This is a genomic window from Nonomuraea sp. B208, from assembly GCF_057536035.1.
In genome coordinates this window covers 96,199-116,292 of the sequence record NZ_BAAJOU010000014.1, presented here as the reverse complement: position 1 = coordinate 116,292, position 20,094 = coordinate 96,199, and the positions used below count along the sequence as shown (strand labels likewise).

General features: G+C 73.1%; 18 protein-coding genes and 1 pseudogene. 5 read left to right on the top strand and 14 right to left on the bottom strand.

Translation table 11 applies throughout. The features are described 5' to 3' along the window. Positions 1–150 precede the first annotated feature (150 nt). The 4 genes from AC27IY_RS11060 to lepB form a co-directional block, all read right to left on the bottom strand. Positions 151–3,060: an ATP-binding protein gene (locus AC27IY_RS11060; protein WP_487177869.1), complete on the bottom strand. Its 2,910-nt coding sequence runs from the start codon at positions 3,058–3,060 to the stop codon at positions 151–153. 130 nt (positions 3,061–3,190) lie between these two features. Continuing rightward, a complete protein-coding gene (locus AC27IY_RS11055; RefSeq protein WP_423471326.1) occupies positions 3,191–3,961 on the bottom strand; it encodes an SDR family NAD(P)-dependent oxidoreductase in 771 nt (256 codons plus the stop codon). 133 nt (positions 3,962–4,094) lie between these two features. Then, positions 4,095–4,634, bottom strand: a complete 540-nt coding sequence (locus AC27IY_RS11050; protein ID WP_344217076.1) for a cysteine hydrolase family protein — start codon at positions 4,632–4,634, stop codon at positions 4,095–4,097. Positions 4,635–4,742: 108 nt separating this feature from the next. Next, positions 4,743–5,207 (bottom strand): signal peptidase I, encoded by a 465-nt coding sequence (gene lepB, locus AC27IY_RS11045; RefSeq protein ID WP_423471328.1) that lies wholly within the window; start codon positions 5,205–5,207, stop codon positions 4,743–4,745. A 324-nt stretch (positions 5,208–5,531) separates the two neighbouring features. On the opposite strand from lepB, the gene AC27IY_RS11040 reads away from it, so the two are divergent. Continuing rightward, on the top strand, positions 5,532–6,458 hold the full coding sequence (locus AC27IY_RS11040; RefSeq protein ID WP_487177868.1) for a CAP domain-containing protein: 927 nt from the start codon (positions 5,532–5,534) through the stop codon (positions 6,456–6,458). A gap of 112 nt (positions 6,459–6,570) precedes the next feature. Beyond that, on the top strand, positions 6,571–7,959 hold the full coding sequence (locus AC27IY_RS11035; RefSeq protein WP_487177867.1) for an APC family permease: 1,389 nt from the start codon (positions 6,571–6,573) through the stop codon (positions 7,957–7,959). Positions 7,960–7,974: 15 nt separating this feature from the next. On the opposite strand, the gene AC27IY_RS11030 is transcribed toward AC27IY_RS11035, so the two are convergent. After that, positions 7,975–9,228, bottom strand: coding sequence for an aminotransferase class I/II-fold pyridoxal phosphate-dependent enzyme (locus tag AC27IY_RS11030; protein WP_487177866.1), 1,254 nt, complete (start codon positions 9,226–9,228; stop codon positions 7,975–7,977). A 96-nt stretch (positions 9,229–9,324) separates the two neighbouring features. On the opposite strand from AC27IY_RS11030, the gene AC27IY_RS11025 reads away from it, so the two are divergent. Next, entirely contained in the window at positions 9,325–10,242 is a 918-nt protein-coding gene (locus tag AC27IY_RS11025) for a TIGR03619 family F420-dependent LLM class oxidoreductase (protein WP_423471333.1), read from the top strand. 80 nt (positions 10,243–10,322) lie between these two features. On the opposite strand, the gene AC27IY_RS11020 is transcribed toward AC27IY_RS11025, so the two are convergent. The 4 genes from AC27IY_RS11020 to AC27IY_RS11005 all read right to left on the bottom strand — a co-directional run bounded on the left by AC27IY_RS11020 (position 10,323) and on the right by AC27IY_RS11005 (position 14,274). Continuing rightward, a complete protein-coding gene (locus AC27IY_RS11020) occupies positions 10,323–11,492 on the bottom strand; it encodes a zinc-dependent alcohol dehydrogenase (RefSeq protein WP_487177865.1) in 1,170 nt (389 codons plus the stop codon). Next, complete coding sequence (locus AC27IY_RS11015; RefSeq protein ID WP_487177864.1) at positions 11,489–12,382, bottom strand: SRPBCC family protein; 894 nt, start codon at positions 12,380–12,382, stop codon at positions 11,489–11,491. The genes AC27IY_RS11020 and AC27IY_RS11015 overlap by 4 nt, the downstream gene beginning before the upstream one ends. Before the next feature lie 160 nt (positions 12,383–12,542). Further along, complete coding sequence (locus tag AC27IY_RS11010) at positions 12,543–13,118, bottom strand: type 1 glutamine amidotransferase domain-containing protein (protein WP_423471336.1); 576 nt, start codon at positions 13,116–13,118, stop codon at positions 12,543–12,545. Position 13,119: 1 nt separating this feature from the next. Continuing rightward, positions 13,120–14,274, bottom strand: a complete 1,155-nt coding sequence (locus AC27IY_RS11005; RefSeq protein WP_423471337.1) for a glutathione-independent formaldehyde dehydrogenase — start codon at positions 14,272–14,274, stop codon at positions 13,120–13,122. Between the two features lie 281 nt (positions 14,275–14,555). On the opposite strand from AC27IY_RS11005, the gene AC27IY_RS11000 reads away from it, so the two are divergent. Further along, the gene (locus AC27IY_RS11000) at positions 14,556–15,665 is read left to right on the top strand and encodes a DUF2267 domain-containing protein (protein WP_487177863.1); all 1,110 of its coding nucleotides are present in this window, start codon (positions 14,556–14,558) and stop codon (positions 15,663–15,665) included. Here the strand turns inward: AC27IY_RS11000 and AC27IY_RS10995 are convergent. From AC27IY_RS10995 to AC27IY_RS10985, 3 genes and pseudogenes are all read right to left on the bottom strand, one after another. Beyond that, entirely contained in the window at positions 15,620–15,949 is a 330-nt protein-coding gene (locus AC27IY_RS10995) for a hypothetical protein (RefSeq protein ID WP_487178045.1), read from the bottom strand. The two genes, AC27IY_RS11000 and AC27IY_RS10995, sit on opposite strands and share 46 nt — an antisense overlap. A gap of 47 nt (positions 15,950–15,996) precedes the next feature. Beyond that, positions 15,997–16,149 (bottom strand): annotated as a pseudogene (locus tag AC27IY_RS10990) (hypothetical protein); the annotation flags it as partial. A 39-nt stretch (positions 16,150–16,188) separates the two neighbouring features. Then, on the bottom strand, positions 16,189–16,557 hold the full coding sequence (locus AC27IY_RS10985) for a winged helix-turn-helix transcriptional regulator (RefSeq protein ID WP_344219399.1): 369 nt from the start codon (positions 16,555–16,557) through the stop codon (positions 16,189–16,191). Between the two features lie 126 nt (positions 16,558–16,683). Here AC27IY_RS10985 and AC27IY_RS10980 point away from each other — a divergent pair, with 126 nt between their 5' ends. Beyond that, a complete protein-coding gene (locus tag AC27IY_RS10980; protein WP_487177862.1) occupies positions 16,684–17,499 on the top strand; it encodes an alpha/beta fold hydrolase in 816 nt (271 codons plus the stop codon). A gap of 7 nt (positions 17,500–17,506) precedes the next feature. Here AC27IY_RS10980 and AC27IY_RS10975 read toward each other — a convergent pair whose 3' ends face one another. Both AC27IY_RS10975 and AC27IY_RS10970 read right to left on the bottom strand, forming a co-directional pair. Then, on the bottom strand, positions 17,507–19,138 hold the full coding sequence (locus tag AC27IY_RS10975; RefSeq protein ID WP_487177861.1) for an FAD-dependent oxidoreductase: 1,632 nt from the start codon (positions 19,136–19,138) through the stop codon (positions 17,507–17,509). A gap of 103 nt (positions 19,139–19,241) precedes the next feature. Beyond that, positions 19,242–20,030 carry an oxidoreductase gene (locus AC27IY_RS10970; protein WP_487177860.1) on the bottom strand — a complete coding sequence of 263 codons (789 nt, stop codon included), beginning with the start codon at positions 20,028–20,030 and terminating at the stop codon, positions 19,242–19,244. Positions 20,031–20,094: the final 64 nt, after the last annotated feature.

The window sequence follows — 20,094 nt, the reverse complement described above, 5'->3', positions numbered from 1 at the left end:
TGCCCTGATACGTGACTCCGTCGTCCCGTGCGAGCTTTGATCGCACGTCACCGGCATGACGTCAACCGGCCTACGGACCCGGCGCCGGACGACCTGCCGCTTCCCCCTGAAACTTTCACCTCGTTCAGGGGCGGCCGGGCGGTCCCGCGCTCAGCCGGAGGTCAGGACGGCAGCGATCCCCGCGGGCAGGCCGAGCAGGCGCAGCGCGCCGGGGACCGCGGGGCCCATCACGGCCGCGGCCTCGGCGGCCTGGCGGTAGCGCGTCGCGGCAGTGAACTGGTCGCCACGCGCGGCGGCCACCCGGCCGAGGCCGACGAGGATGCGTACCTGGGTGCCGAGGCTCTTGACCCAGTGCGGGTCGTTGCGTTCCAGCGCGCGGGTGTAGAGCCGCTCCGCCTCGGCCAGGTCGCCGGCCAGCAGGGCGAGGTCACCGAAACCGCGCAGGGCCGCGGCCAGACCGGACGAACTGCCGGCCCGGCGAGCCAGCGCGGCGGCCGAGGCATAGCCGGCCCGCGCCGCCGAGAAGTCCTCTACGCCATCCCCCGCGGCGTCCCCGGAGATCAGGTAGTCGGCGCGGTTCACCAGGAAGTCGGCGTGGTCCTCCAGCGCGCCGAGCTGACCGCTCAGCGTCAGGGCCCGATCGGTCAGGGCGATCGCCTCCGCCTGGTCGCCGCGCCCGCTCGCCAGCCCCGCGAGAACGTCCAGCGCCAGCGCCAGCCCCCAGCGGTCGCCGGTCTCACGGAACCCCTCGGCGGCCGCGCGGAAGGCGTCCTCCCCCGCCGCGGCGCCGCCCGTCCCCAGGGCGTCGAAACCGCCGACATAGTGCGACAACGCCCGCGCCCACGGGTCGGGGCAGTCCCGCTGCGCCGAGACCAGCGTGAAGGCGTCCCCCGGATCCCGCTCGCCCGCGTTGCGCATCATCCACAACAGCAGCGCGGCCGGATGACGGCCCGCCCGGTCACCCGGCCATGCGGCGGCCAGCGCCTCACCCGCCGCCGCCGCGTGCCGCAGCCAGAGCTCCCGCCCGGCCGGGACGGCGGCCGCGTGCAGGACGCAGATCGCGTACTCCTCGCCGAGCCCGCCGTCCTGCGGCGGCTCGCCGGACAGCAGCGCGATCGCGTACGGCGCCACCGAGGCGGACACGCCCCGGATCCACAGGTACGCCGAGGCCGCCGCCAGCAGCCGCAGCCCGAGCGCCCGCTCCCCCGCCCCGGCCGCCCACCGCAACGCCGCCAGCAGGTTGCCGTGCTCGGCGCCCAGCACCGGCAGCCAGTCAAGCTGCTCGGCGCGGAGCAGATGCGCGTCGGCCGCCCGCGCCAGCTCCAGCAACTGCCGGGCATGGGCACGCCGGGCCTCCTCGCCCTCGCCCGCCTCCTCCAGCCGTTCGGCCCCGTACGCGCGAATCGTCTCCAGCATGCGCACCCGGCCGTCGCCCGCGACCTCCAGCAGCGACTTGTCGGCCAGCGACTCCAGAACGTCACCCCCGGCCCCGCACACCTCGCGAGCGGCCCGCCCGCTCGCGCCGCCCGCGAAGACGGTGAACCGGCGCGCCGCCCGCTGCTCCTCCGGCGACAGCAGCTCCCAGCTCCACCCGACGACCGACCGCAGCGTACGGTGCCGCTCGTCGGCCGTGCGGACGCCCCGCGCCGTGACACCGAGCACGTCGTCCAGCCGCGCGGCCAGCTCCCGCACGCCGAGGGTGCGCAGCCGCGCCGCCGCCAGCTCGATCGCCAGCGGCAGATCGTCGAGGGCCGCGCAGATCCGCCGGACGAGACCAGGATCGGCGGCGAGCCCACGCCCCGCGGCGGCCGCCCGGTCGGCGAACAGCCGGACCGCCGCCGCGCCGTCAAGCGGACGCACCGGCCAGACGTGCTCGCCGATCACCGCGAGCGGTTCCCGGCTGGTCGCCAGCACCCGCAACCGCGGACAGGCCGCCAGCAGCCGCCCCGCCAGCGCCGCGGCCTCGTCGATCAGATGCTCGCAGTTGTCGAGGACGAGCAGCAGCTCCCGGTCCGACAACGCCGCGACCAGCCGCTCCAGCGGCGCCCGCGCCCCGCCCGCGAGCTGGAGCCCGTCGTGGCGCAGGCCGAGCGCGGCCAGCAGCGCCTGCGGCAGCCCGCCGCCGTCGCTCAACGCCGCCAGCTCGGCGAAGCACACCTCACCGTCCGCGCCCGCGGCGACCTCGACCGCCAGCCGGGTCTTGCCGACGCCGCCCGGCCCGGTCAGCGTGACCAGCCGCGCCGTCCGCAGCAGAGCGGCGACCCCGGCCACCTCGCGTTCCCTGCCCACGAACGAGGTGAGCTGCGCGGGCGGCGCGGCCGGCGACGGCGCGGGACCAGCGGCCAGCAGCTCGCGGTGCAGCGCGGCCAGCTCCGGCGACGGGTCGGCGCCCAGCTCGCCGGCCAGCCGCCGCCGGGTCTCCTCGAACACCAGCAGCGCCTCCGCCTGCCCGCCCCCGGCCGACAGGGCCCGCATGAGCAGCGCGGCCGTCCGTTCCCTGAGCGGATGGCGGCGGGACAGCTCCCGCAGCTCCGGCACCGCCGCGCGGTGCTCGCCCAGCCGCAGCTCGCCCTCGATGCGGTCCTCCAGCGCGGCCAGCCGCAGCTCCTCCAGCCTGGCGGCGGCGGCGTGGGCGCTCTCTCCGTCGGGCAGCCCGGCCAGCGCCGGCCCGCGCCACAGCCCCAGCCCCTCGCGCAGCAGCCGCACCGCGGCCCCGGCGTCGCCGTCACGCAGCGCCGCCCGGCCCTCGGCGGCGAGCCGTTCGAAGCGGACGGCGTCGACCGCGTCCGCCGGCACCACGATCCGGTAGCCGGCGCCGGTCCGTTCGATGGCCGCCTCCGGGCCGAGGGCCGCGCGCAACCGCGACACCTGGGATTGCAACGCGTGGGCCGACGGCTCCGCCCCCTGGCCGAGCTCCCCCGCCAGCCGCTCGGCCGGCACCACCGCACCGGGACGCAGCAGCAGCAGCGCCAGCAGGGCGCGGCGGGCCGGCCCGCCCAGCGGCGCCTCGGTGCCGTCGTCGTGCCAGGCCCGCGTCTCGCCGAGGATTCCGAACCGCATGCCGGTGATTATCCACCGGCCCCGCGAGCCGAGCCCGAGAGCCGAGCCCGAGAGCCGGGCCTGGTGAGCCGCGCCCGTGAACAGGGCCCCTAAACAGGGCCCCTGAGCTGAGCCCGTGAGCTGAGCCTGGTCAGGCGACGCCGAGCGGGCCGAGCCAGGTGCCGCCCGAGACGTCGATCGTCTGGCCGGTCACCCAGCGGCTGTCCGGCCCGGCCAGGAAGGCGACGACGTCGGCGACGTCCTCGGGCTCGCCAAGCCGGCCGAGCGCGGTGATCGCCTCCAGCCCGGCGACGAGCTCGGGCGTGAGGGTGTGCCCGGCCGTCATGTCCGTACGCACGACGCCGGGCGCGACCGTGTTCACCGTGATGCCGCGCCGGCCCAGCTCGTTGGCGAGCGTCGGGGCCAGCGACTCCAGCGCGGCCTTGCTCACGGTGTAGGCGATCTGCATGGTGACGGCGAAGCGGCTGGCCGTGGAGCCCATGTTGACGATCCTGCCGCCGTCGTTCAGCAACGGCAGCGCCCGCTGGATCACGAAGAACGGCGCGACCACGTTGATCGCCAGCACCCGCTCCAGCTCGTCCGGCGAAACCTGCGCGACGGGGGCGATGGACGCGATGCCCGCGTTGTTGACCAGCACGTCCAGCCCGCGGTCGGCGAGCCCGGCGGCCAGGCCGTCGAACAGCCGGTCCAGCGCGTCGTCGGCGCCGAACCTGGCCTGGACGGCGAAGGCGCGGCCGCCCCCCTCCTCGATGCGCGCCACCGTCTCCTTGGCCGCCTCGGCGTTGCCGCCGTAGTGGACGGCGACCAGCGCGCCCTCGGCGGCGAGCCGCAGCGCGACCGCCCGCCCGATCCCCCGGGACGCGCCCGTCACCAGTGCCGTCTTCCCCGTCAGCATGCCCATCGTCCTGTTCCTCCGTGCACGGCCGGTCCCCTGGTGGCCCCGGTGATGGGTTTGACGATGGCGAAGACCCCTCACCGGACGCTCACCACGACCTCACCGGCGGAGCGCCTTTACAATGTAGATTCATAAGCGGTCAGGCGAAGATCTCCTGGGACGGGGTCAGGCTCGCCGACATGTTGCGTTCCATCATGCGCAGCGCCGCCTCGCCGAGGTCCTCGTGGATGGCGGCCACGCAGTCCGGCGGCACCGTCAGGTCCACGTGCCGCACGTACGCGTCCAGCGCGCTGTAGAGCACGCACTGCTCCGTCACCTGCCCCGTCAGCACGACGGTCCCGACCTCCAGATGGGTGAGCAGGTACTCCAGGGACGTGCCGAAGAACGCGCTGTGGCGCACCTTGGGCAGGAAAGCGCACTCCGCCGGCGGCAGGATCGGCTCGACCAGGTCCGGCCGCTCCCCCTCCATCGCCCGTTTCTCCAGCTCGTGCCGGTCCGCGGAGAAGTCGCCGTAGTTGTCGTTGACGTAGATCAGCTCCACGTCGTCGCGCTCACGAGCGCGGGCCACGAGCCCCGCCAGCGGCTCCACGATCGGCGCGACGTGCCGGGTGAGCTTGTCGGCGTCCTTGTGGTCATAGGGATTCAGCATGTCGATGACGACCAGCGCGGATTTAGTCATGACCCTCACCTTCTCCGGACGGCCGCGGCTAATCCCGTGCTGGTTGATCATGACGCCGAGGATGTTGCCGAACGGGGTGGCCCCCATCTCCAGCAGCCGCGCGCTCCCTCAGGGACTCGGCGGACTCACCACGCCGCTGACGCCGGAGACCGCGATGGTGCCTTGCCCAGGGTCAGCGCGGTGAGCGCGAGAGTCGAGGGCGATGTGGCGATTGTCGCTCATCACCCAGAGCCGGCCAGGTGGGACCTGAACACTGAACTTCACATACGACGCGGGCAGGCCGGCGACGTACGGCTCGTCCAGCGCCCTGCCGTCCACCTGAAGGCGCCCCCGGGAATCGCAGCAGATCACGGTGCTTCCCGGCACGCCGATGACCCTCGACACGTGCAGGGCGTCCGGGGTGATGCCGCGCCAGTCGTCCGGTATGAAGGCGATGACGTCGCCCAGGCGGGGAACGTAGTCATCGGCAGTCCGCCGCACCGTGAGGCGCGCCCCCATCTCGATGGTCGGCTTCATCGACTCGCTCGTCATGGTCATGCGGAATTTCGCCGGCAACCGTGCGCAGAAGGCCACAGCCTGCGGTGGCGATCAGGACCGGAAAGACACGCGCCACGGCGGCCGTGCGTAAAGGAATCACCAGGGCATTATCCGGGACGACGTGCCTGGCGGCTCCGCACCAAGGCCATGGCCTGCCGCATGACGTCGCGTACCTCGTCTGGTCCGTCGCCACTGGCGCGCACCTCCCGGGGGCTCGGGTCGTACGGGGCCGGTGTTGCCGTGCCGCGCCGGCGGTGCCACAGTGCCAGTGATGCCCAGTTGGCAACACTGGGGGCGAAATGTCCTTTTTGTGGCAGAATGCGGGACTGCGTTGCGTCTCCCGCCACCTGGAGGAACCTCATGCGCAGACCCCTAGGGGTGCTCGCCGCCGTCACCACCGTCGCCACCCTCGCCGCCTGCGGCCCGTCCGACGACGCGGGGAACGCGGCGGCCGGCGCGGCGTCGCGGATCACCGCGCCGGCGGACACCGCGACGCCGGCCCCATCCGCGAAGCCGGACAAGAAACCACAGAAGGAGTCGGACGACTGCCAGGTCGGCGTGGCCCGCCCGGAGGTCGCCGCGCTCACCATCGTGGCCGGCGCGACCCGACGCGACTGCGTCCGTCCGGCGCTGCTGCGCATCCGCGTCAAGCGCGCCGTCCCCGGCGCCGACCCGGTCGTCAAGAGCGGCGCCACCAGGGACGGGAAGATCACCCTGCGGCTGCCGTGCAAGCCCGGCACGTACTACGCGGTCGCCACCGACTACCGGGGCGGGACCGCCACGTCCAAGGCCGTCCGGCTGACCTGTGCCACGCCCACCCCGACCCCCACTTCTACCCCCACGGCCCCGCGGACGCAGGCGTCCGGCGAGCCGACGGCCAAGGCGTCCGCCACGTCCGCCGGCACGGCGGTGGAGAACGAGGTCGTCCGGCTCACCAACGCCGAACGGGCCAAGGGCGGCTGCGGCCCGCTCACCCACGACGCCAGGCTGCGGCGGGCCGCGTTCGGACACTCGGCCGACATGGCGAAGAACGACTACTTCGAGCACGACTCGCAGGACGGCCGCGACATGGTCGACCGCATCCGCGCCACCGGCTTCACCGGCTCGGCCTGGGCCGAGAACATCGCCATGGGGCAGCGTACGGCGGCCGAGGTCGTCAAGGGCTGGATGAACAGCGACGGCCACCGGGCGAACATCATGAACTGCGCCTACACCCACATCGGCGTCGGCGCGGCCAAGGACGGGCAGGGCCGGCTCTACTGGACACAGGACTTCGCCAGACGTTGATTCGGCCCGCCGCCGGGCAGTGTCGCTGACCACCACATGCCGGGGCCGGCGTGACCTACCGTGATGGTATGTGCACGCACGGCTCCGCAGGACGTACAGCGAAGGACCGGCCATGACCCAGACCACTCCCCCCGGCCCGGCGAGGACCGGCGACGGCCCCCACAGCCTGAAGCGCGTGATGGGCCCCGGGCTGCTGCTGCTGTTCATCATCGGCGACATCCTCGGCACGGGCGTCTACGCGCTGATGGGCGAGGTCGCCGGCGAGGTGGGCGGCGCCGCCTGGCTGCCGTTCGTCGTCGCCTTCGCGGTCGCGCTGATCACCGCCTGCTCCTACCTGGAGCTCGTCACGAAGTATCCGGAGGCCGCGGGCGCCGCGCTCTACGTGGACAAGGCGTTCGGCAGGCACGCCCTGACCTTCCTGGTGGCCTTCGCCGTCATGTGCTCGGGCATCACCTCCGCCTCGGCCGCGGCGCGGGCCTTCGCCGCCAACCTGGTCGAGGGGTTCGGCCTGGACGGGGGCAACCTCCTCGTGCTGCTCATCGCGGCCGGCTTCATGCTCCTGGTCATGGCCGTCAACCTGCGCGGCGTCGGCGAGAGCGTCAAGGCCAACGTGGTGCTCACCCTGATCGAGCTGTCCGGGCTGCTGCTGGTCATCGTGCTCAGCATGTTCTTCATTTTCGGCGGGCAGGCGGACTTCTCCCGCGTGGTCGCCTTCGAGACCGCCGCCGACAAGAACGTGTTCCTGGCGATCAGCACGGCGACGTCGCTGGCCTTCTTCGCCATGGTGGGCTTCGAGGACTCGGTCAACATGGCCGAGGAGACCAAGGACCCGGTGCGGACGTTCCCGCGGATGATGTTCACCGGGCTCGGCATCACCGGGCTGATCTACGTCCTGGTGTCGATCTGCGCCGTCGCCGTGGTGCCGGTCGGGCAGCTCGCGGGCAGCGAGACCCCGCTGGTGACCGTGGTGCGGACGGCGACGCCGGACTTCCCGATCGCCGGCCTGATGCCGTTCATCTCCATGTTCGCGGTCGCGAACTCCGCGCTGATCAACATGATGATGGCCAGCCGGCTCCTCTACGGCATGGGCAGGCGGGGCGTGCTGCCGCCGGTCCTGGCCTCGGTGCACCCGGTCAGGCGTACGCCGCAGGCGGCGATCCTGTTCACCACCGTGCTGGCCGTCGGGCTCATCGTCTTCGTCTCCCTGGATCCGGAGAGCCCGGTCGTGGCGCTGCTGGGCGGGACGACGTCGCTGCTGCTGCTCGCCGTGTTCGCCGCCGTCAACGTGGCCGTGCTGGTGCTGCGGCGGGACCGGGTGGAGGTCGCGCACTTCACCGCCGGCCGGGTCCTGCCCGTGCTGGGCACGGTCACCTGCCTCTACCTGGTGCTGCCGTGGTCGTCCGGGCGGCCGGCCGGCCAGTACGAGATCGCGGGTGTGCTGCTGGTGCTCGGGGTGGCCCTCTGGCTGGTGACCCGGCTGTTCACCAGCCCCAGGACCTGACGCGCGGTCCCCGTGTCAGGGGCCGAGGATCAGCCGGCGCACCGCCTCCTCCCCCTCCCCCAGCACGGCCGCGGCCCGGTCGAGCGAGTCGTCCACGGCGGCGGCGAACGCCCCCGGACCGCCGAGCGCCGCGACCGTCGCGGCGGGCAGGAACTTGACCAGCAGCGCCGCCGTGCCCGGCGGCAGGCCCGCGAAGTGCACGGTGAGCAGGCCGTGGTCGCGCAGCAGCACCATCGCCAGCGCGGCCGTGGCCTCGATCGGCTCCAGCGGCGGCGCTCCCGGCCCGGCGCGGCGGGCCAGCTCCGCGTTGAGCGCCTCCCCCGGCAGGCGGGTGATGAACGGGGTGTCCTGGACGAGCTCGCCGCCGAGCCGCTCGCGCAGCGCCGCGCCGACCAGCCGGGTCGAGGCGATCAGCTCGCGTACGCGTTCGTCGGTGTAGTCCTCCAGGGTGCGCACGACGGCCGGGTACAGCACCGGACGGCACTCGCTGCCCAGCTCGTAGGCCCTGGCCCGGGCGCGGGCCACCAGGTCGGCCCGGCCGCCGAGCAGGCCGACGCGGGGGCCGGCGACGCCGTACTTGTCCAGGCCGGTGGCGCCGAGGTCGGCGCCGAGCCGCAGCGTGCGGGGCTGGCCGAGGGCGGCCGGGCCGACCCGCGCGCCGCCGGCGTCGTCCACCACGACGAGGGCGCCCCGGGTGTGCGCCAGCTCGACCGCGCGGTGGATGTCGGCCTCGTCGAGGGCTTCGTAGGTGACGGCGAGCCTGGTCACGGCCACCACCGAGACGTCGGGGTGCGCGTCCAGCGCCCGTTCGTACGCCTCCAGGCCGGTCGTGTCGGCGAGCCGGCCGCCCGCGTCGCGCACCGCCCGGACGACGGCCGGATGGCTGTAGGACGGGGACAGGCCGACCACGGTGGAGCCGGGACGGACGACGACCTGCATGGCCGCGTAGAGGGCGGCGGTCAGGCGGTTGGTGACCAGGATGTCGTGCTCGCCGGGGGTGCCGCCCAGGTGGGCGAGCCCGAGCTCGCGCAGCCGGTCGCCGTACAGGGCGCCGGTCCACTCGTCGTCCATGAGCCAGGGGTCCACGTCCGGCATCGGCAGGCCGCGTTCCAGGCCGGTGACGTTGTGGAGCGGCGCGCCGGCCGCCCGCCGGCGCTGGATGTGCCGCCAGGCCTCGGCCTGTTTGCGCAGGTGGGCCTCGGTGTCGGTGAGGATCGTGCCGGACGCGTACGGCAGCCCGTCGGAGGGGCGTACGGCTTGAGCGGTCATGACCCCAGAAGATCAGACGGGCCGCCGGACGGACAACACGGACAGGAAGCTCGTTTTTTACGAGTGGACTATGAACAACGTAGTAGTGTGCTGGGCATGGAACTCGGTATCGCCTTACCCACCTCCGGGCCCCTGGCCGGCCCCGCCGCCATCGCCCGCGTCGCCCGAGAGGCCGAGCAACTCGGCTACGACTCGGTGTGGACCTACGAACGACTGCTGCGGCCGACCGCGCCGGTCGCCATCGGCGGCGGCGACCCGCAGCCGGTGCCCGAGATCTACCGGCTGGCCTACGAGCCGCTGGAGACGCTGAGCTACGTGGCCGCGCTCACCGACCGCGTCAAGCTCGGCACCAGCATCATCGACGCCCTGCTGCACCCGGCCGTCGTCCTCGCCAAGCGCCTGGCCACCCTCGACCAGCTCAGCGGCGGGCGGGCGGTGGCCGGGCTCGGCCAGGGCTGGATGCCGCAGGAGTTCGCGGCCGCCGGGGTGCCGATGAGCCGGATCGGGCGCGGCATGGACGAGGTCGTGGCCGCCATGCGGGCCTGCTGGGGGCCGGACCCGGTCGCGTACGAGGGCGACTTCACCCACATCGCCGAATCCGAGATCAACCCGAAGCCGGTGCAGCCGCGGCTGCCGGTCCTGCTCGGCGCGATGACGCCGGGCGGCATCCGGCGGGCCGCGCGCATCGCCGACGGCCTCAACCCGGTGGTGATCACCCGCGACACGCTGGTCGACATGGCCAAGGCGTTCCGGGCGGCCGTCGAGGAGCAGGGCCGCGACCCGGGCTCGGTGACCGTGGTGGCGCGGGCCAACGTGCCGCTCACGGCCGAGCCGCTGGGCGACGATCGGCCGTTCCTGGGCGGCTCGCCGCGCCAGGTCGCCGACGACCTCGCGGGGCTGGAGGGCACCGGCGTGGACCACGTGCTGTTCGCCACCGCGGGCAGCGGGACGGAGGCCGGGCTCGACGAGACCCTCTCCCTCTATTCCGACCTCATCCGCCTGGCCCGCCCGTAGCCGAAGGACCGCCGGCGGCGAACGGGGGCCGCCGCCGGCGGGTCGCCCACCTGATCGCCGCCCGGGGCCGCGAAGGCAGTTCACGTCGTGAGCACGACCTTGTTGCACTCGTCCTGCTTGTGCTTGAACAGCTCGAAGCCGTGCGGCGCCTCGTTCAGCGGCATCCGGTGCGAGATGACGAAGCTCGGGTCGATCTCGCCGGAGCGGATCCGGTCCAGCAGCGGCCGCATGTAGCGCTGGACGTGGCACTGACCGGTGCGGATGGTCAGCGAACGGTTCATGACGGTGCCCATCGGGAACTTGTCGACGAACCCGCCGTAGACGCCGATCACCGACACCACGCCGCCGTTGCGGCAGGCCATGATGGCCTCACGCAGCACATACGGGCGCTCGGTCTCCAGCCGGGCGGCCTGCTTGGTGCGGTCGTAGGCGTACATCGCCGGGGTCGGATGATGGGCCTCCATGCCCACCGCGTCGATACAGGCGTCCGGGCCGCGCCCGCCGGTCATGTCACGCAGCGCCTCCAGCACGTTCACCTCCTCGTAGTCGAGCACCTCGGCGCCGGTCCGCTGGGCCCGCTTGAGCCGGTACGGGAACCGGTCGATGACGATGACCCGGTCGGCGCCGAGCAGGAACGCGCTGGCCGCGGCGAGCTGCCCCACGGGCCCCGCACCCCAGATCGCGATCGTCTGGCCCGGCTTGATGTCGCACATCTCCGCGCCCATGAAGCCCGTGGGGAAGATGTCGGACAGGAACAGCACCTTCTCGTCCGGCAGGTCGTCCTCGATCTTGATCGGGCCGACGTCGGCGAACGGGACCCGGGCGTACTCGGCCTGCCCGCCGGGGAAGCCCCCCAGCATGTGCGAGTAGCCGAAGATCCCGGCGGGCGCATGCCCCATCAGCTTCTCGGCCATGCCCGCGTTGGGGTTGGAGTTCTCGCACACCGAGTACAGCTCCGCCTCGCAGGCGAAGCAGGAGCCGCACGCGATCGTGAACGGCACCACCACACGATCCCCCGGCTGCAGGTTGCGCACGCCGGGACCGACCTCCACGACCTCGCCCATGAACTCGTGGCCGAGGATGTCGCCCTTCTTCACCGTCGGGATGTAGCCGTCCACCAGGTGCAGGTCGGAGCCGCAGATCGCGGTCGAGGTGACGCGGACGATCGCGTCCCGCGCGTTGAGGATCTGCGGGTCCGGGACGTTCTGGACCTCGACGCTGTTACGGCCGGTCCACACATTGGCCTTCATGCGCGTGCTCCGATCGGTTGTGCGGGACGCTGGTGGAGCTGACGCCGGGCGCGGTGCCCCTCGGGGCTGCCCTCGGAGCGGACCACCTCGCCGGTCTCCATGACCTGCTTGAAACGGCGCAGATCGTCGCGGACCTGCTGCTCAGGATGCTCGCCCAACATGCGGGCGACCGCGGCGGCCAGCTTGCGGCCGGGCGCGCCGTACTCCAGCGAGACGTCCACGACGGTGCCGCGCCCGCCGGGGCCGTCGGTGAAGCTGACCAGGCCCGCGTTGCGAACGCCCTTGCCGGGCACCGAGCGCCAGGCGATGAGGTCGCCGGCCCGCTCGTCGATGATCTCGGCCTCCCATTCCAGGTCGACGATCGGGCCCTTGGCCTTCCAGCGGGAGCGGCGCTGGTCGATGGTGTGCACCGAGTCCAGGTGGACCATGAACGTGGGCAGGTTCTCCAGGTCGCGCCAGAAGCGGTAGACGTCCTCGCGCGGCTTGTTGATGGTGATGGAGGCGCGTACCTTCAGCGGCCCCTTGGTCTTGGCGGTGCCGCCCCGGGCGCAGGCGGTGTCCAGAGCGGTGAGCCCGGCGACGGCGCCGAGCGCGGCCAGCGCGCGGGTGCGGCGGGCGCCGGTGCGGTTCGCGGCGGCCCTGCCCAGGACGCCGAGGTCCATCGCGTCGCCGGCGACCCTGGTCCACGCCCACTGGGCGGGGTTCTTGGCGCCGAGGAGCAGTGCGGCGTGCAGCAGCTCGCGCCCGCCGACGAACCTGGCGACGGTCGTGGCCCCCGGCGTGTCGTCGACGCCGCACAGGCGGGTCACGGCCCGGGGCGCCGCCAGTTGCGCCGCGCCCAGCGCGAGGCTGGTCCACCCGAGCGCACGGGCGAATCTGTCGGTCATCATGCGTCCTAACGCAGGTTGTGGTGGTGTGTGGGTACGCCGCGGGCGGTCCCGTTCTGCTGACGCCCGGGCTGGATGACGCCAGGTGGCGTCCGGGCTCGTCCTGGGCCGCTTGGAGTGCGTGCGCAGGCCGTCGATGCCCTCGGCGCGGACGGCGACGAGGTCACGCCGGGTGTTCGGCGGCGGCGGCCTTCGGGCCTTTGGCGAACTCCTGGACGATGCGCTCGCAGAAGGCCGGCAGGTCGTCGGGCGACCGGCTCGTGGTGATGTTGCCGTCGGTGACGACCGGCTCGTCGACCACCTCGGCCCCGGCGTTGCGCAGGTCGGTGCGCACGCTCGGCCACGAGGTCAGCCGGCGGCCCCGCGCGACGTCGGCCTCGACGAAGTTCCACGGGCCGTGGCAGATCGACGCGACCGGCTTGCCCGACTGGACGAAGTCCCGGACGAACCGCACCGCTGCGGGTTCCATCCGCAACTTGTCCGGGTTCACCGTCCCGCCCGGCAGGAGCAGCGCCTCGTAGTCGTCGACCGACACCTCGCCGACCAGCCGGTCCACCGTGAAGGTGCCGGCGTCTTCGAGGTCATGGTCGCGTGCCTGGATCTCGCCGCTGGTGATGGAGACCACGACGGTGCGGGCGCCGGCGTCGTCCAGCGCCTGCCGCGGCTGCTCCAGCTCGACTCGCTCCACCCCGTCGGCCGCCAGGATGGCGACCCGGCGTCCGTTCAGCTCTCCGGCCATGTCAGGCCCCCGCCATCGCCGGGTGCAGGACGACCTTCGTCCAGCCCTCGTCTCGCTTGTCGAAGTGCTCGTACGCCTCCGGCGCGCGGTCGAGGGGCAGCTCGTGGCTGACGATGAAGGACGGTTTGGCCTTGCCCGCGGCGATCAGGTCGCGCAGCTGCCGGTTGTACTTCTTGACCGGGGCCTGGCCGCTGCCGATGTGCTGGCCCTTGAACCAGAACATGCCGTAGTCGAAGGCGAGTTTGCCCTGTTTGGCCAGCTCGTCGCTGGCCCCGGGGTCCTGCGGGGTGAAGACGCCGACATTGCCGATCTTCCCGGTGAAGCGTACCGAGGCGACCAGCCGGTTCATCGTCAGGTTGGGCTGCTCCCGGCCGTCGGGGTCGTGCGCCTGATAGCCGACGCACTCGCAGCCGTTGTCCGCGCCCAGCCCCATCGTCTCGTCCAGAACGGCCTGCACCGGGTCGACCTTGGAGTCGTCGATGGCGATCGCGCCGATCGATTCGGCCAGCCGCAGCCGGTCGGGGTGGCGGTCGACGACCATCACCTTGCTCGCCCCTCTGATGGTGGCCGAGAGGGCGGCCATCAGCCCGACCGGGCCCGCGCCGTAGATGACCGTCTGGTCGCCGGGCTGCACGCCGGCCATCTCGGTGGCGTGGTAGCCGGTCGGGAAGATGTCGGCGAGCATCACGTAGTCGGTCTGGCGCTGCTCGGCGTCCTCGCCCAGCCGCAGGCAGTTGAAGTCGCCCCAGGGCACGCGCAACAACTCGGCCTGCCCGCCGCCGTAGGGGCCCATGTCGGCGAAGCCGTAGGCGGCGCCGGCCATGTTCGGCTCAGGCTGAGCGGTCAGGCAGTAGTTCGTCAGCTGGCGCTCGCAGTTCTTGCAGTGCCCGCACGAGATGTTGAACGGCAGGACGACCCAGTCGCCCACCTGGACCTTGTCGACCCCGTCGCCGACCTCGACCACCTGACCCATGTTCTCGTGCCCGAACCAGCGGCCGGCCTCGAAGTCGGTCCGGCCCTCGTACATGTGCAGGTCGGAGCCGCAGATGTTCGCGGACGTGATCCGCACCAGGACGTCGGTCGGCCGCTCGATCCGCGCGTCCGGCACGTCCTTCACGCTGACCTGCCGCGGCCCCTCGTACACCACTGCCTTCATGACGATCCCCCCGTCGCAGCTGCCTCCCACCCCACCGGGCGGCCCCCAGAGCGATACCCCCAGAAAACCCCCTGAACCCACAGGCGAACGCGTTAAGCGACTTGATGGGCACTAACCGTCACACAACAGAGAACTCGGCCCCCGCCGTCGGCCGGTTGCTGTTCTGCAAGCCGGCGACCTCGCCCTGTTCGCCCGCATCGCCCCGATACAGCCCGCATGCGTCGCGCCACGAAGGGTATTCACCTGCCGGGATTCCGCCCGGCTACCGGCGAGGAGCGCCCATGGCCATCAGTCAGCAGCATCGGCCGGAGATCGTCGTCGGACTCGTGGCGACCCCGCCGGACTATCCGGCGCAGGTGGTCGCGCGGCTCGCCGTCGAGCTGGCCGCCCGGCTCGCCGAGCGGGTGGACCCGGACGTGCGGTGGATCGTCCGGGCAGGCTGGGGTGACGTGGCTCCGCGCCGCGACGGCGGCGTCGAGGCGCTGCTCGACGATCTCGCCCGCCGGCGCGCCGACGCCCGGTGGGACGTCGCGATCTGCCTGACCGACCTGCCGCTGCACACCGATCGGGTGCCGCTGGTCGCGCAGACGTCTGCCCGGCGCCGCGTCGCGATGGTGTCCTTGCCCGCGCTGGGGCTGCGCCAGCTGCGGGCGCTCCGCGCGGCTGTCCCGGATCTCGTGGGCCGGCTGCTCGCCGACACGTCCGAGGAGCGGGTGCCGCCGGCCGGCCGGGCACCGGCCGAGCTGACCGGCCAGGTCGCCGCCATTCACCGAGTGGTCGGCGAAGCCGGCGCCGGGGAACTGGGCTACGTCGCCTCGCGGCTGGCCGGCCGGGTGCGGCTCCTGATCGGAATGGTCCGGGCCAACCGCCCGGGGCGCGCCCTGCTGGGCCTGTCCAAACTCCTGGCCGGCGCCTTCGCCACGGCCGCGTTCGCGCTCACCACCAACACCATCTGGGAGATGGGAGTCGCGCTCGGCGGACTCCGCCTCACCGTGATCATGCTTCTCGGACTGACCGCGCTGGTGACCTGGCTGATCATCGCGCACGACCTGTGGGAGAAACCGGACCGGGAGACACCGGCCGAGCTGGCCAGGATGTTCAACCTGGGCACGATCCTCACCCTCACCCTGGCCGCCGTGGCGTCCTATCTGGTGCTGTTCGCCGGAACGACACTCGCCGCGGCGCTGCTGATCGACACCTCCGTGCTGGAGCAGGACCTGCAGCGGCCGGTCGGCCTCACCGACTACCTGACCCTGGCCTGGATCAGCAGCTCGCTGGCCACCGTCGGCGGCACGATCGGCTCCGGGCTGGAGGACGAGGACACGGTGCGGGCCGCCGCCTACGGCTACCATCCCGAACCCGGCGGCTGGCGGGACGAGAAGGACACGTAGCTTCCGCCCCGGGCCAGGGCCGGACCGCACTGCCGGACGGGCACTGATCGCCATGTCGAGCGCACCAGCGGGCCGGAGCGGGTGGAGCCGTCGCCGCCTTCCGGCTCGGTCCGCAGGCCGAGGGCCTTTAGCAAGATGCCGCACGGAGCGAGCTCGCCCAGCTCCTCCACCCTGCCCTGCACGACCCCGATCCCGCGTTCGGACGCCTCGGCAACGGCTTCGGCCAGCAGCCGGCTCTTCCCCGACCCCGGCTCGCCGTCCACCAGCAGCGTTCCGCCCCCCACCTCGCCGCAACTTCTGTAGCAGGCCATCGACGAGACGCCGCGAACTGGGCGCTCTCGTCCACGGTCAGCCGGTCGCGCAGCGCGTGCAGCACGGCGCGCAACGCCGCGTAGGACTGGTAGCGAGTGGGAGGACGTGAGGTCCGCCATGCCGAAGGACCTGGCCTCGATCTTGCCCTGATCGCCGCCGAGGGGTGCCACACCAGCGGGAATTTCCGGCCGGACTATGACCAGGGCCCCCGTCAGCGGCAGAGCTCGCCGAGGTTGTTGCGGGCGGCCCATTCGCGAAGCTCGTGGAAGGCCTGCCGGAGGTCCTCGCCGACCGGGGTGAGCCGGTAGAGGACGGCCGTGCTCGGCCCGTCGGCGAGCTGCCGCTCCACCAGGCTCGCCGCCATCAGCTCGCGGAGCCGGTCGGAGAGGATGCCGTCGGTGATGCCGGGGATCATCTTGGCGAGCTCGCCGAACCGCGCGGGCCGCTGCATCAGGGCCACGATGATCATGCCGTTCCAGCGTTTGCCGAGCACCTTGAACACGTCCACGAACTGCACGTCGCACCCGCTGACCTGCGCGTGCTGATCCGCGGCCACGACGGGGGAAGGACGCTCGGTCATGGCCGCCAGCCTACCCGCCCCCGCCGCTCCGGCCCCCCGCTCCGGCCTTTACCGGCCTTGGCCGGCCGTTCACCGGCGCTGGGGGCGGCGGCTGGCAGCCTGGGAGAAGGAGTGGAGGTGGTGGTCATGGCCGGACTCGCCGTCACGGGGTGCGCGCTGCTGCTGGCAGGGACCGCGCAGGCCCCCGCCGCCGCGCCGACGTCTCCGTGCCCCACGCCCGCCGCCGGGCGGCCCACCGTCGTGCTGGTGCACGGCGCCTGGGCCGACACCTCCAGCTGGAACGGCGAGATCAAGGCCCTCCAGCGGGCCGGGTACGACGTGCGGGCCGTGGGCAACCCGCTGCGCGGCCTGACCGAGGACGCGCAGACGGTACGCGACTTCCTCAACAAGCTGGCCGGCCCGGTCGTCCTCGTGGGCCACTCCTACGGCGGCTCGGTGATCACGAACGCCGCCGCGGGCGACCAGGACGTCAAGGCCCTGGTGTACGTGGACGCGGCGGTCCCGGACGTGGGCGAGACCACCGCCCAGCTCAGCGGCGCCGGGTCCGCGCTCGGCGGCGACCCGGCCACCCTCTACGACCGGGTCCCCTACGCCGGCGCGAGCGGCGGGGCGGCCGACCTGTACCTGAAGCGGCAGGTCTTCGTGCGCTCCTTCGCCTCGGACCTGCCCAGGAGCGAGGCCCGGCGGCTCTGGGCCGCGCAGCGGGCCGCCTCCACGGCCGCCTTCCAGACGCCGTCGAAGGCGGCGGCCTGGAAGACGATCCCGTCATGGTCCTTCATCGCCACCAGTGACAAGATCATCGTCCCGGCGTCACAACGGGCCATGGCCGAGCGGGCCGGCTCCCGGGTGACGCAGTTCGCGGGCGGCTCGCATCTCGCCCTCGTCTCGCAGCCGGCCGCCGTGACCCGGGTCATCCAGGAAGCGATCTGTTCCGTACGCTGACCGCGGCTCATACGCGGGCGGCGTGGCGGGCGGCGCGGTAGCCGAAGACGACGGCCGGGCCGATGGTGGAGCCGGGGCCCGGGTAGGTGCGGCCCATGACGGAGGCGGTGGTGTTGCCCGCCGCGTACAGGCCGGGGATGGCGCCGCCGTCCTCGCGCAGCACGCGGGCGTGCTCGTCGGTGAGCAGGCCGCCCTTGGTCCCGAGGTCGCCCGGATAGACGCGGAACGCGCGGAACGGCCCCTTCTCCAGCGGCCCGAGGTTCGGGTTGGGCTTGACCCGCGGGTCGCCGTAGTAGTTGTCGTAGACGGTGCGGCCGCGGCCGAAGTCCGGGTCCACGCCGGTGCGGGCGAAGCCGTTGAAGCGCTCGACGGTCGCGGCGAGGCGTACGGGGTCGACGCCGATCTCGGCGGCCAGCGCCTCCACGGTCGGGGCCTCGGCCAGCAGGCCCGCCCGCCTCCACTTGCCCGCCTGCCCGGCGACGGCGGTGTTGAGGTAGCGGCGGGTGTGCCGGACGTCGGTGACCAGCCACATCGGGCCGGCCTCGCCGTGCTTGAGCATGTCGTGCCCGACGTCGATGTAGGACGCCGACTCGTTCGTGAAACGCTCGGCGGCGGCGTTCACCATGATCGAGAACGGCAGGGAGCGCTCGGCGACGAGGAAACGCGGCTCGCCGTCGGGGCCGAGCAGGGACGCGCCCCACCAGGCGTCGTCCATGAGCGCCAGCGCGCCGCCCGCCTTCGCGCCCATCGCGATGACCGTGCCCTGGTCGCCCTCGGGGGCCGAGGAGTAGCCGGGGATGCCGTGGTGCTCGCGCCGCCATGCGCCGTTGCTGGCGAACCCGCCGGCGGCCAGGACGACGCCGCGCCGGGCGCGGATCCGGCGGGCGCGGCCGCCCCGTTCCACGACCGCGCCGACGACCGCGCCGTCCTCGATGACGAGGTCGACGATCGGGGCGGACAGCCAGACGGGGGTCTGCTGGGTGCGGACGATGTGCATGAGCGAGGCGGCGAGCGAGCCGCCGATGCCGGTCGGCCGCCTGCCGCCGGCGTACTGGCCGAGCGTGCGGAAGACGAACCGGGCGCCGCGTACGAAACCGCTCGGGGTGGACCAGGCGCGCGACAGCAGCCACACGTCGTCGGTCATGAGCGGCAGCGGGATGCCGCTCTCCTTGGAGCGGGCGCTGTCGTACCAGGCGCCGAGCAGCTTGGTGTCGAACGGCGCGACCTCGAGCGCCCGGCCCACCTTGCCGCCCGGCCGGTCGGGGTAGTAGTCGGGGTAGTCGGGGGACCTGCGCCAGCGCACGCCGAGCCGGCCGAGGAAGGCGACCACCTCGGGGGCGGTCCGCACGTACGCCTTCCTGCGCTCCGGCGAGGAGGCGGGGCCGGTCTCCTCGATGACCTCGTCCATGTACCGCAGGGCCTCCTCGGCGGAGTCGCGGACGCCGGCGCGCAGCATGAGCGGGTTGGCGGGCATCCAGAGGCCGCCGCCGGAGACGGACGTGGTGCCGCCCCAGCGCGGGGTGCTCTCCACGATCAGGGCGTCCAGTCCGCGGTCGGCGGCGGCGATGGCGGCGGTCAGGCCCGCCGCGCCGGAGCCCGCGACGAGCACGTCGACGATGCTGTCCCAGTGGTCGGTCAACTCGGCCCCTCTCGGCTCGCGGAAGTCGCCTCCCTCGAACCGGACGCAATTGTCCGGTTGGGACCGTAGTCTGGGCGATGACCGCCCGCCGGGTCAATACGCCTCAGACCGTCTTGACGGCACCGCCGTCGATCACGTAGTCGGCCCCGGTGACGCTGGCGGCGTGGGGCGAGGCCAGCCACGTCACCAGCGCGGCGACCTCGCCGGGCTCGACGAGCCTGCCGGTGGTCATCCCGGTGCCGGCCGGCAGCTGCGCCAGGAGCTGCTCGTGCTCGACGCCGAGCGCGCCGGCCAGCGCCGCGCCGTACCCGTCGGGGGACTCCCACAGCGCGGTGCGGGTGGCGCCGGGCGAGACGGTGTTGACCCGCACGCCCTGCGGCCCGAACTCCTCGGCGAGGGCCTTGCCGAACGCCGTCAGCGCCGCCTTGGCGGTCGTGTACGTGACCGGCCCGGCGTGCGGCAGGCGCGCGCCGTTGGACGAGATGTTGATGACCGCGCCGCGGCTGCGCACCAGGCCGGGCATGGCGGCCCTGGTGGCGCGTACGGCGCTGAGGAAGTTCAGCTCGTGGTCTCGGAGCCAGTGGTCGTCGGTGGCGTCGAGGAAGCCGCCGACGGGGCGGTCGCCCACGTCGCCCCCTCCGACGTTGTTGACCAGCAGGTCGAGCTCGCCCAGCTCGGCCAGGGCGCGCTCGATCAGCGCGGCGGGGCCGTCAGGGGTGGACAGGTCGGCGGCCAGCGCGATCGCCCCGGTCTCCTTGAGCTCGGGCGTGATCGTGCGGGCCGCGGCGACGACCCGCACGCCCTCGTCGCGGAGCGCCCGCACGATGGCGAGCCCGATGCCCCTGCTGGCGCCGGTCACGACGGCGGTCTTGCCCGTGAGTCGCAGATCCATGACGTTCTCCTTCGCAAAGTCGCGTCACTCCAGATGCGATCACCTTAGGACTTGCAACATCAAT

Coding starts and splice junctions, on each gene's coding strand:
- AC27IY_RS11030 (WP_487177866.1), bottom strand. CDS start 9,228: ATGACCGCTCAAGCCGTACGCCCCTCCGACGGGCTGCCGTACGCGTCC.
- AC27IY_RS10970 (WP_487177860.1), bottom strand. CDS start 20,030: ATGGATCTGCGACTCACGGGCAAGACCGCCGTCGTGACCGGCGCCAGC.
- AC27IY_RS11035 (WP_487177867.1), top strand. CDS start 6,571: ATGACCCAGACCACTCCCCCCGGCCCGGCGAGGACCGGCGACGGCCCC.
- AC27IY_RS10980 (WP_487177862.1), top strand. CDS start 16,684: ATGGCCGGACTCGCCGTCACGGGGTGCGCGCTGCTGCTGGCAGGGACC.
- AC27IY_RS10985 (WP_344219399.1), bottom strand. CDS start 16,557: ATGACCGAGCGTCCTTCCCCCGTCGTGGCCGCGGATCAGCACGCGCAG.
- AC27IY_RS11040 (WP_487177868.1), top strand. CDS start 5,532: ATGCGCAGACCCCTAGGGGTGCTCGCCGCCGTCACCACCGTCGCCACC.
- AC27IY_RS11020 (WP_487177865.1), bottom strand. CDS start 11,492: ATGAAGGCCAATGTGTGGACCGGCCGTAACAGCGTCGAGGTCCAGAAC.
- AC27IY_RS11010 (WP_423471336.1), bottom strand. CDS start 13,118: ATGGCCGGAGAGCTGAACGGACGCCGGGTCGCCATCCTGGCGGCCGAC.
- AC27IY_RS11005 (WP_423471337.1), bottom strand. CDS start 14,274: ATGAAGGCAGTGGTGTACGAGGGGCCGCGGCAGGTCAGCGTGAAGGAC.
- AC27IY_RS11050 (WP_344217076.1), bottom strand. CDS start 4,634: ATGACTAAATCCGCGCTGGTCGTCATCGACATGCTGAATCCCTATGAC.
- AC27IY_RS11055 (WP_423471326.1), bottom strand. CDS start 3,961: ATGGGCATGCTGACGGGGAAGACGGCACTGGTGACGGGCGCGTCCCGG.
- AC27IY_RS11060 (WP_487177869.1), bottom strand. CDS start 3,060: ATGCGGTTCGGAATCCTCGGCGAGACGCGGGCCTGGCACGACGACGGC.
- AC27IY_RS11000 (WP_487177863.1), top strand. CDS start 14,556: ATGGCCATCAGTCAGCAGCATCGGCCGGAGATCGTCGTCGGACTCGTG.
- AC27IY_RS11015 (WP_487177864.1), bottom strand. CDS start 12,382: ATGATGACCGACAGATTCGCCCGTGCGCTCGGGTGGACCAGCCTCGCG.
- AC27IY_RS11025 (WP_423471333.1), top strand. CDS start 9,325: ATGGAACTCGGTATCGCCTTACCCACCTCCGGGCCCCTGGCCGGCCCC.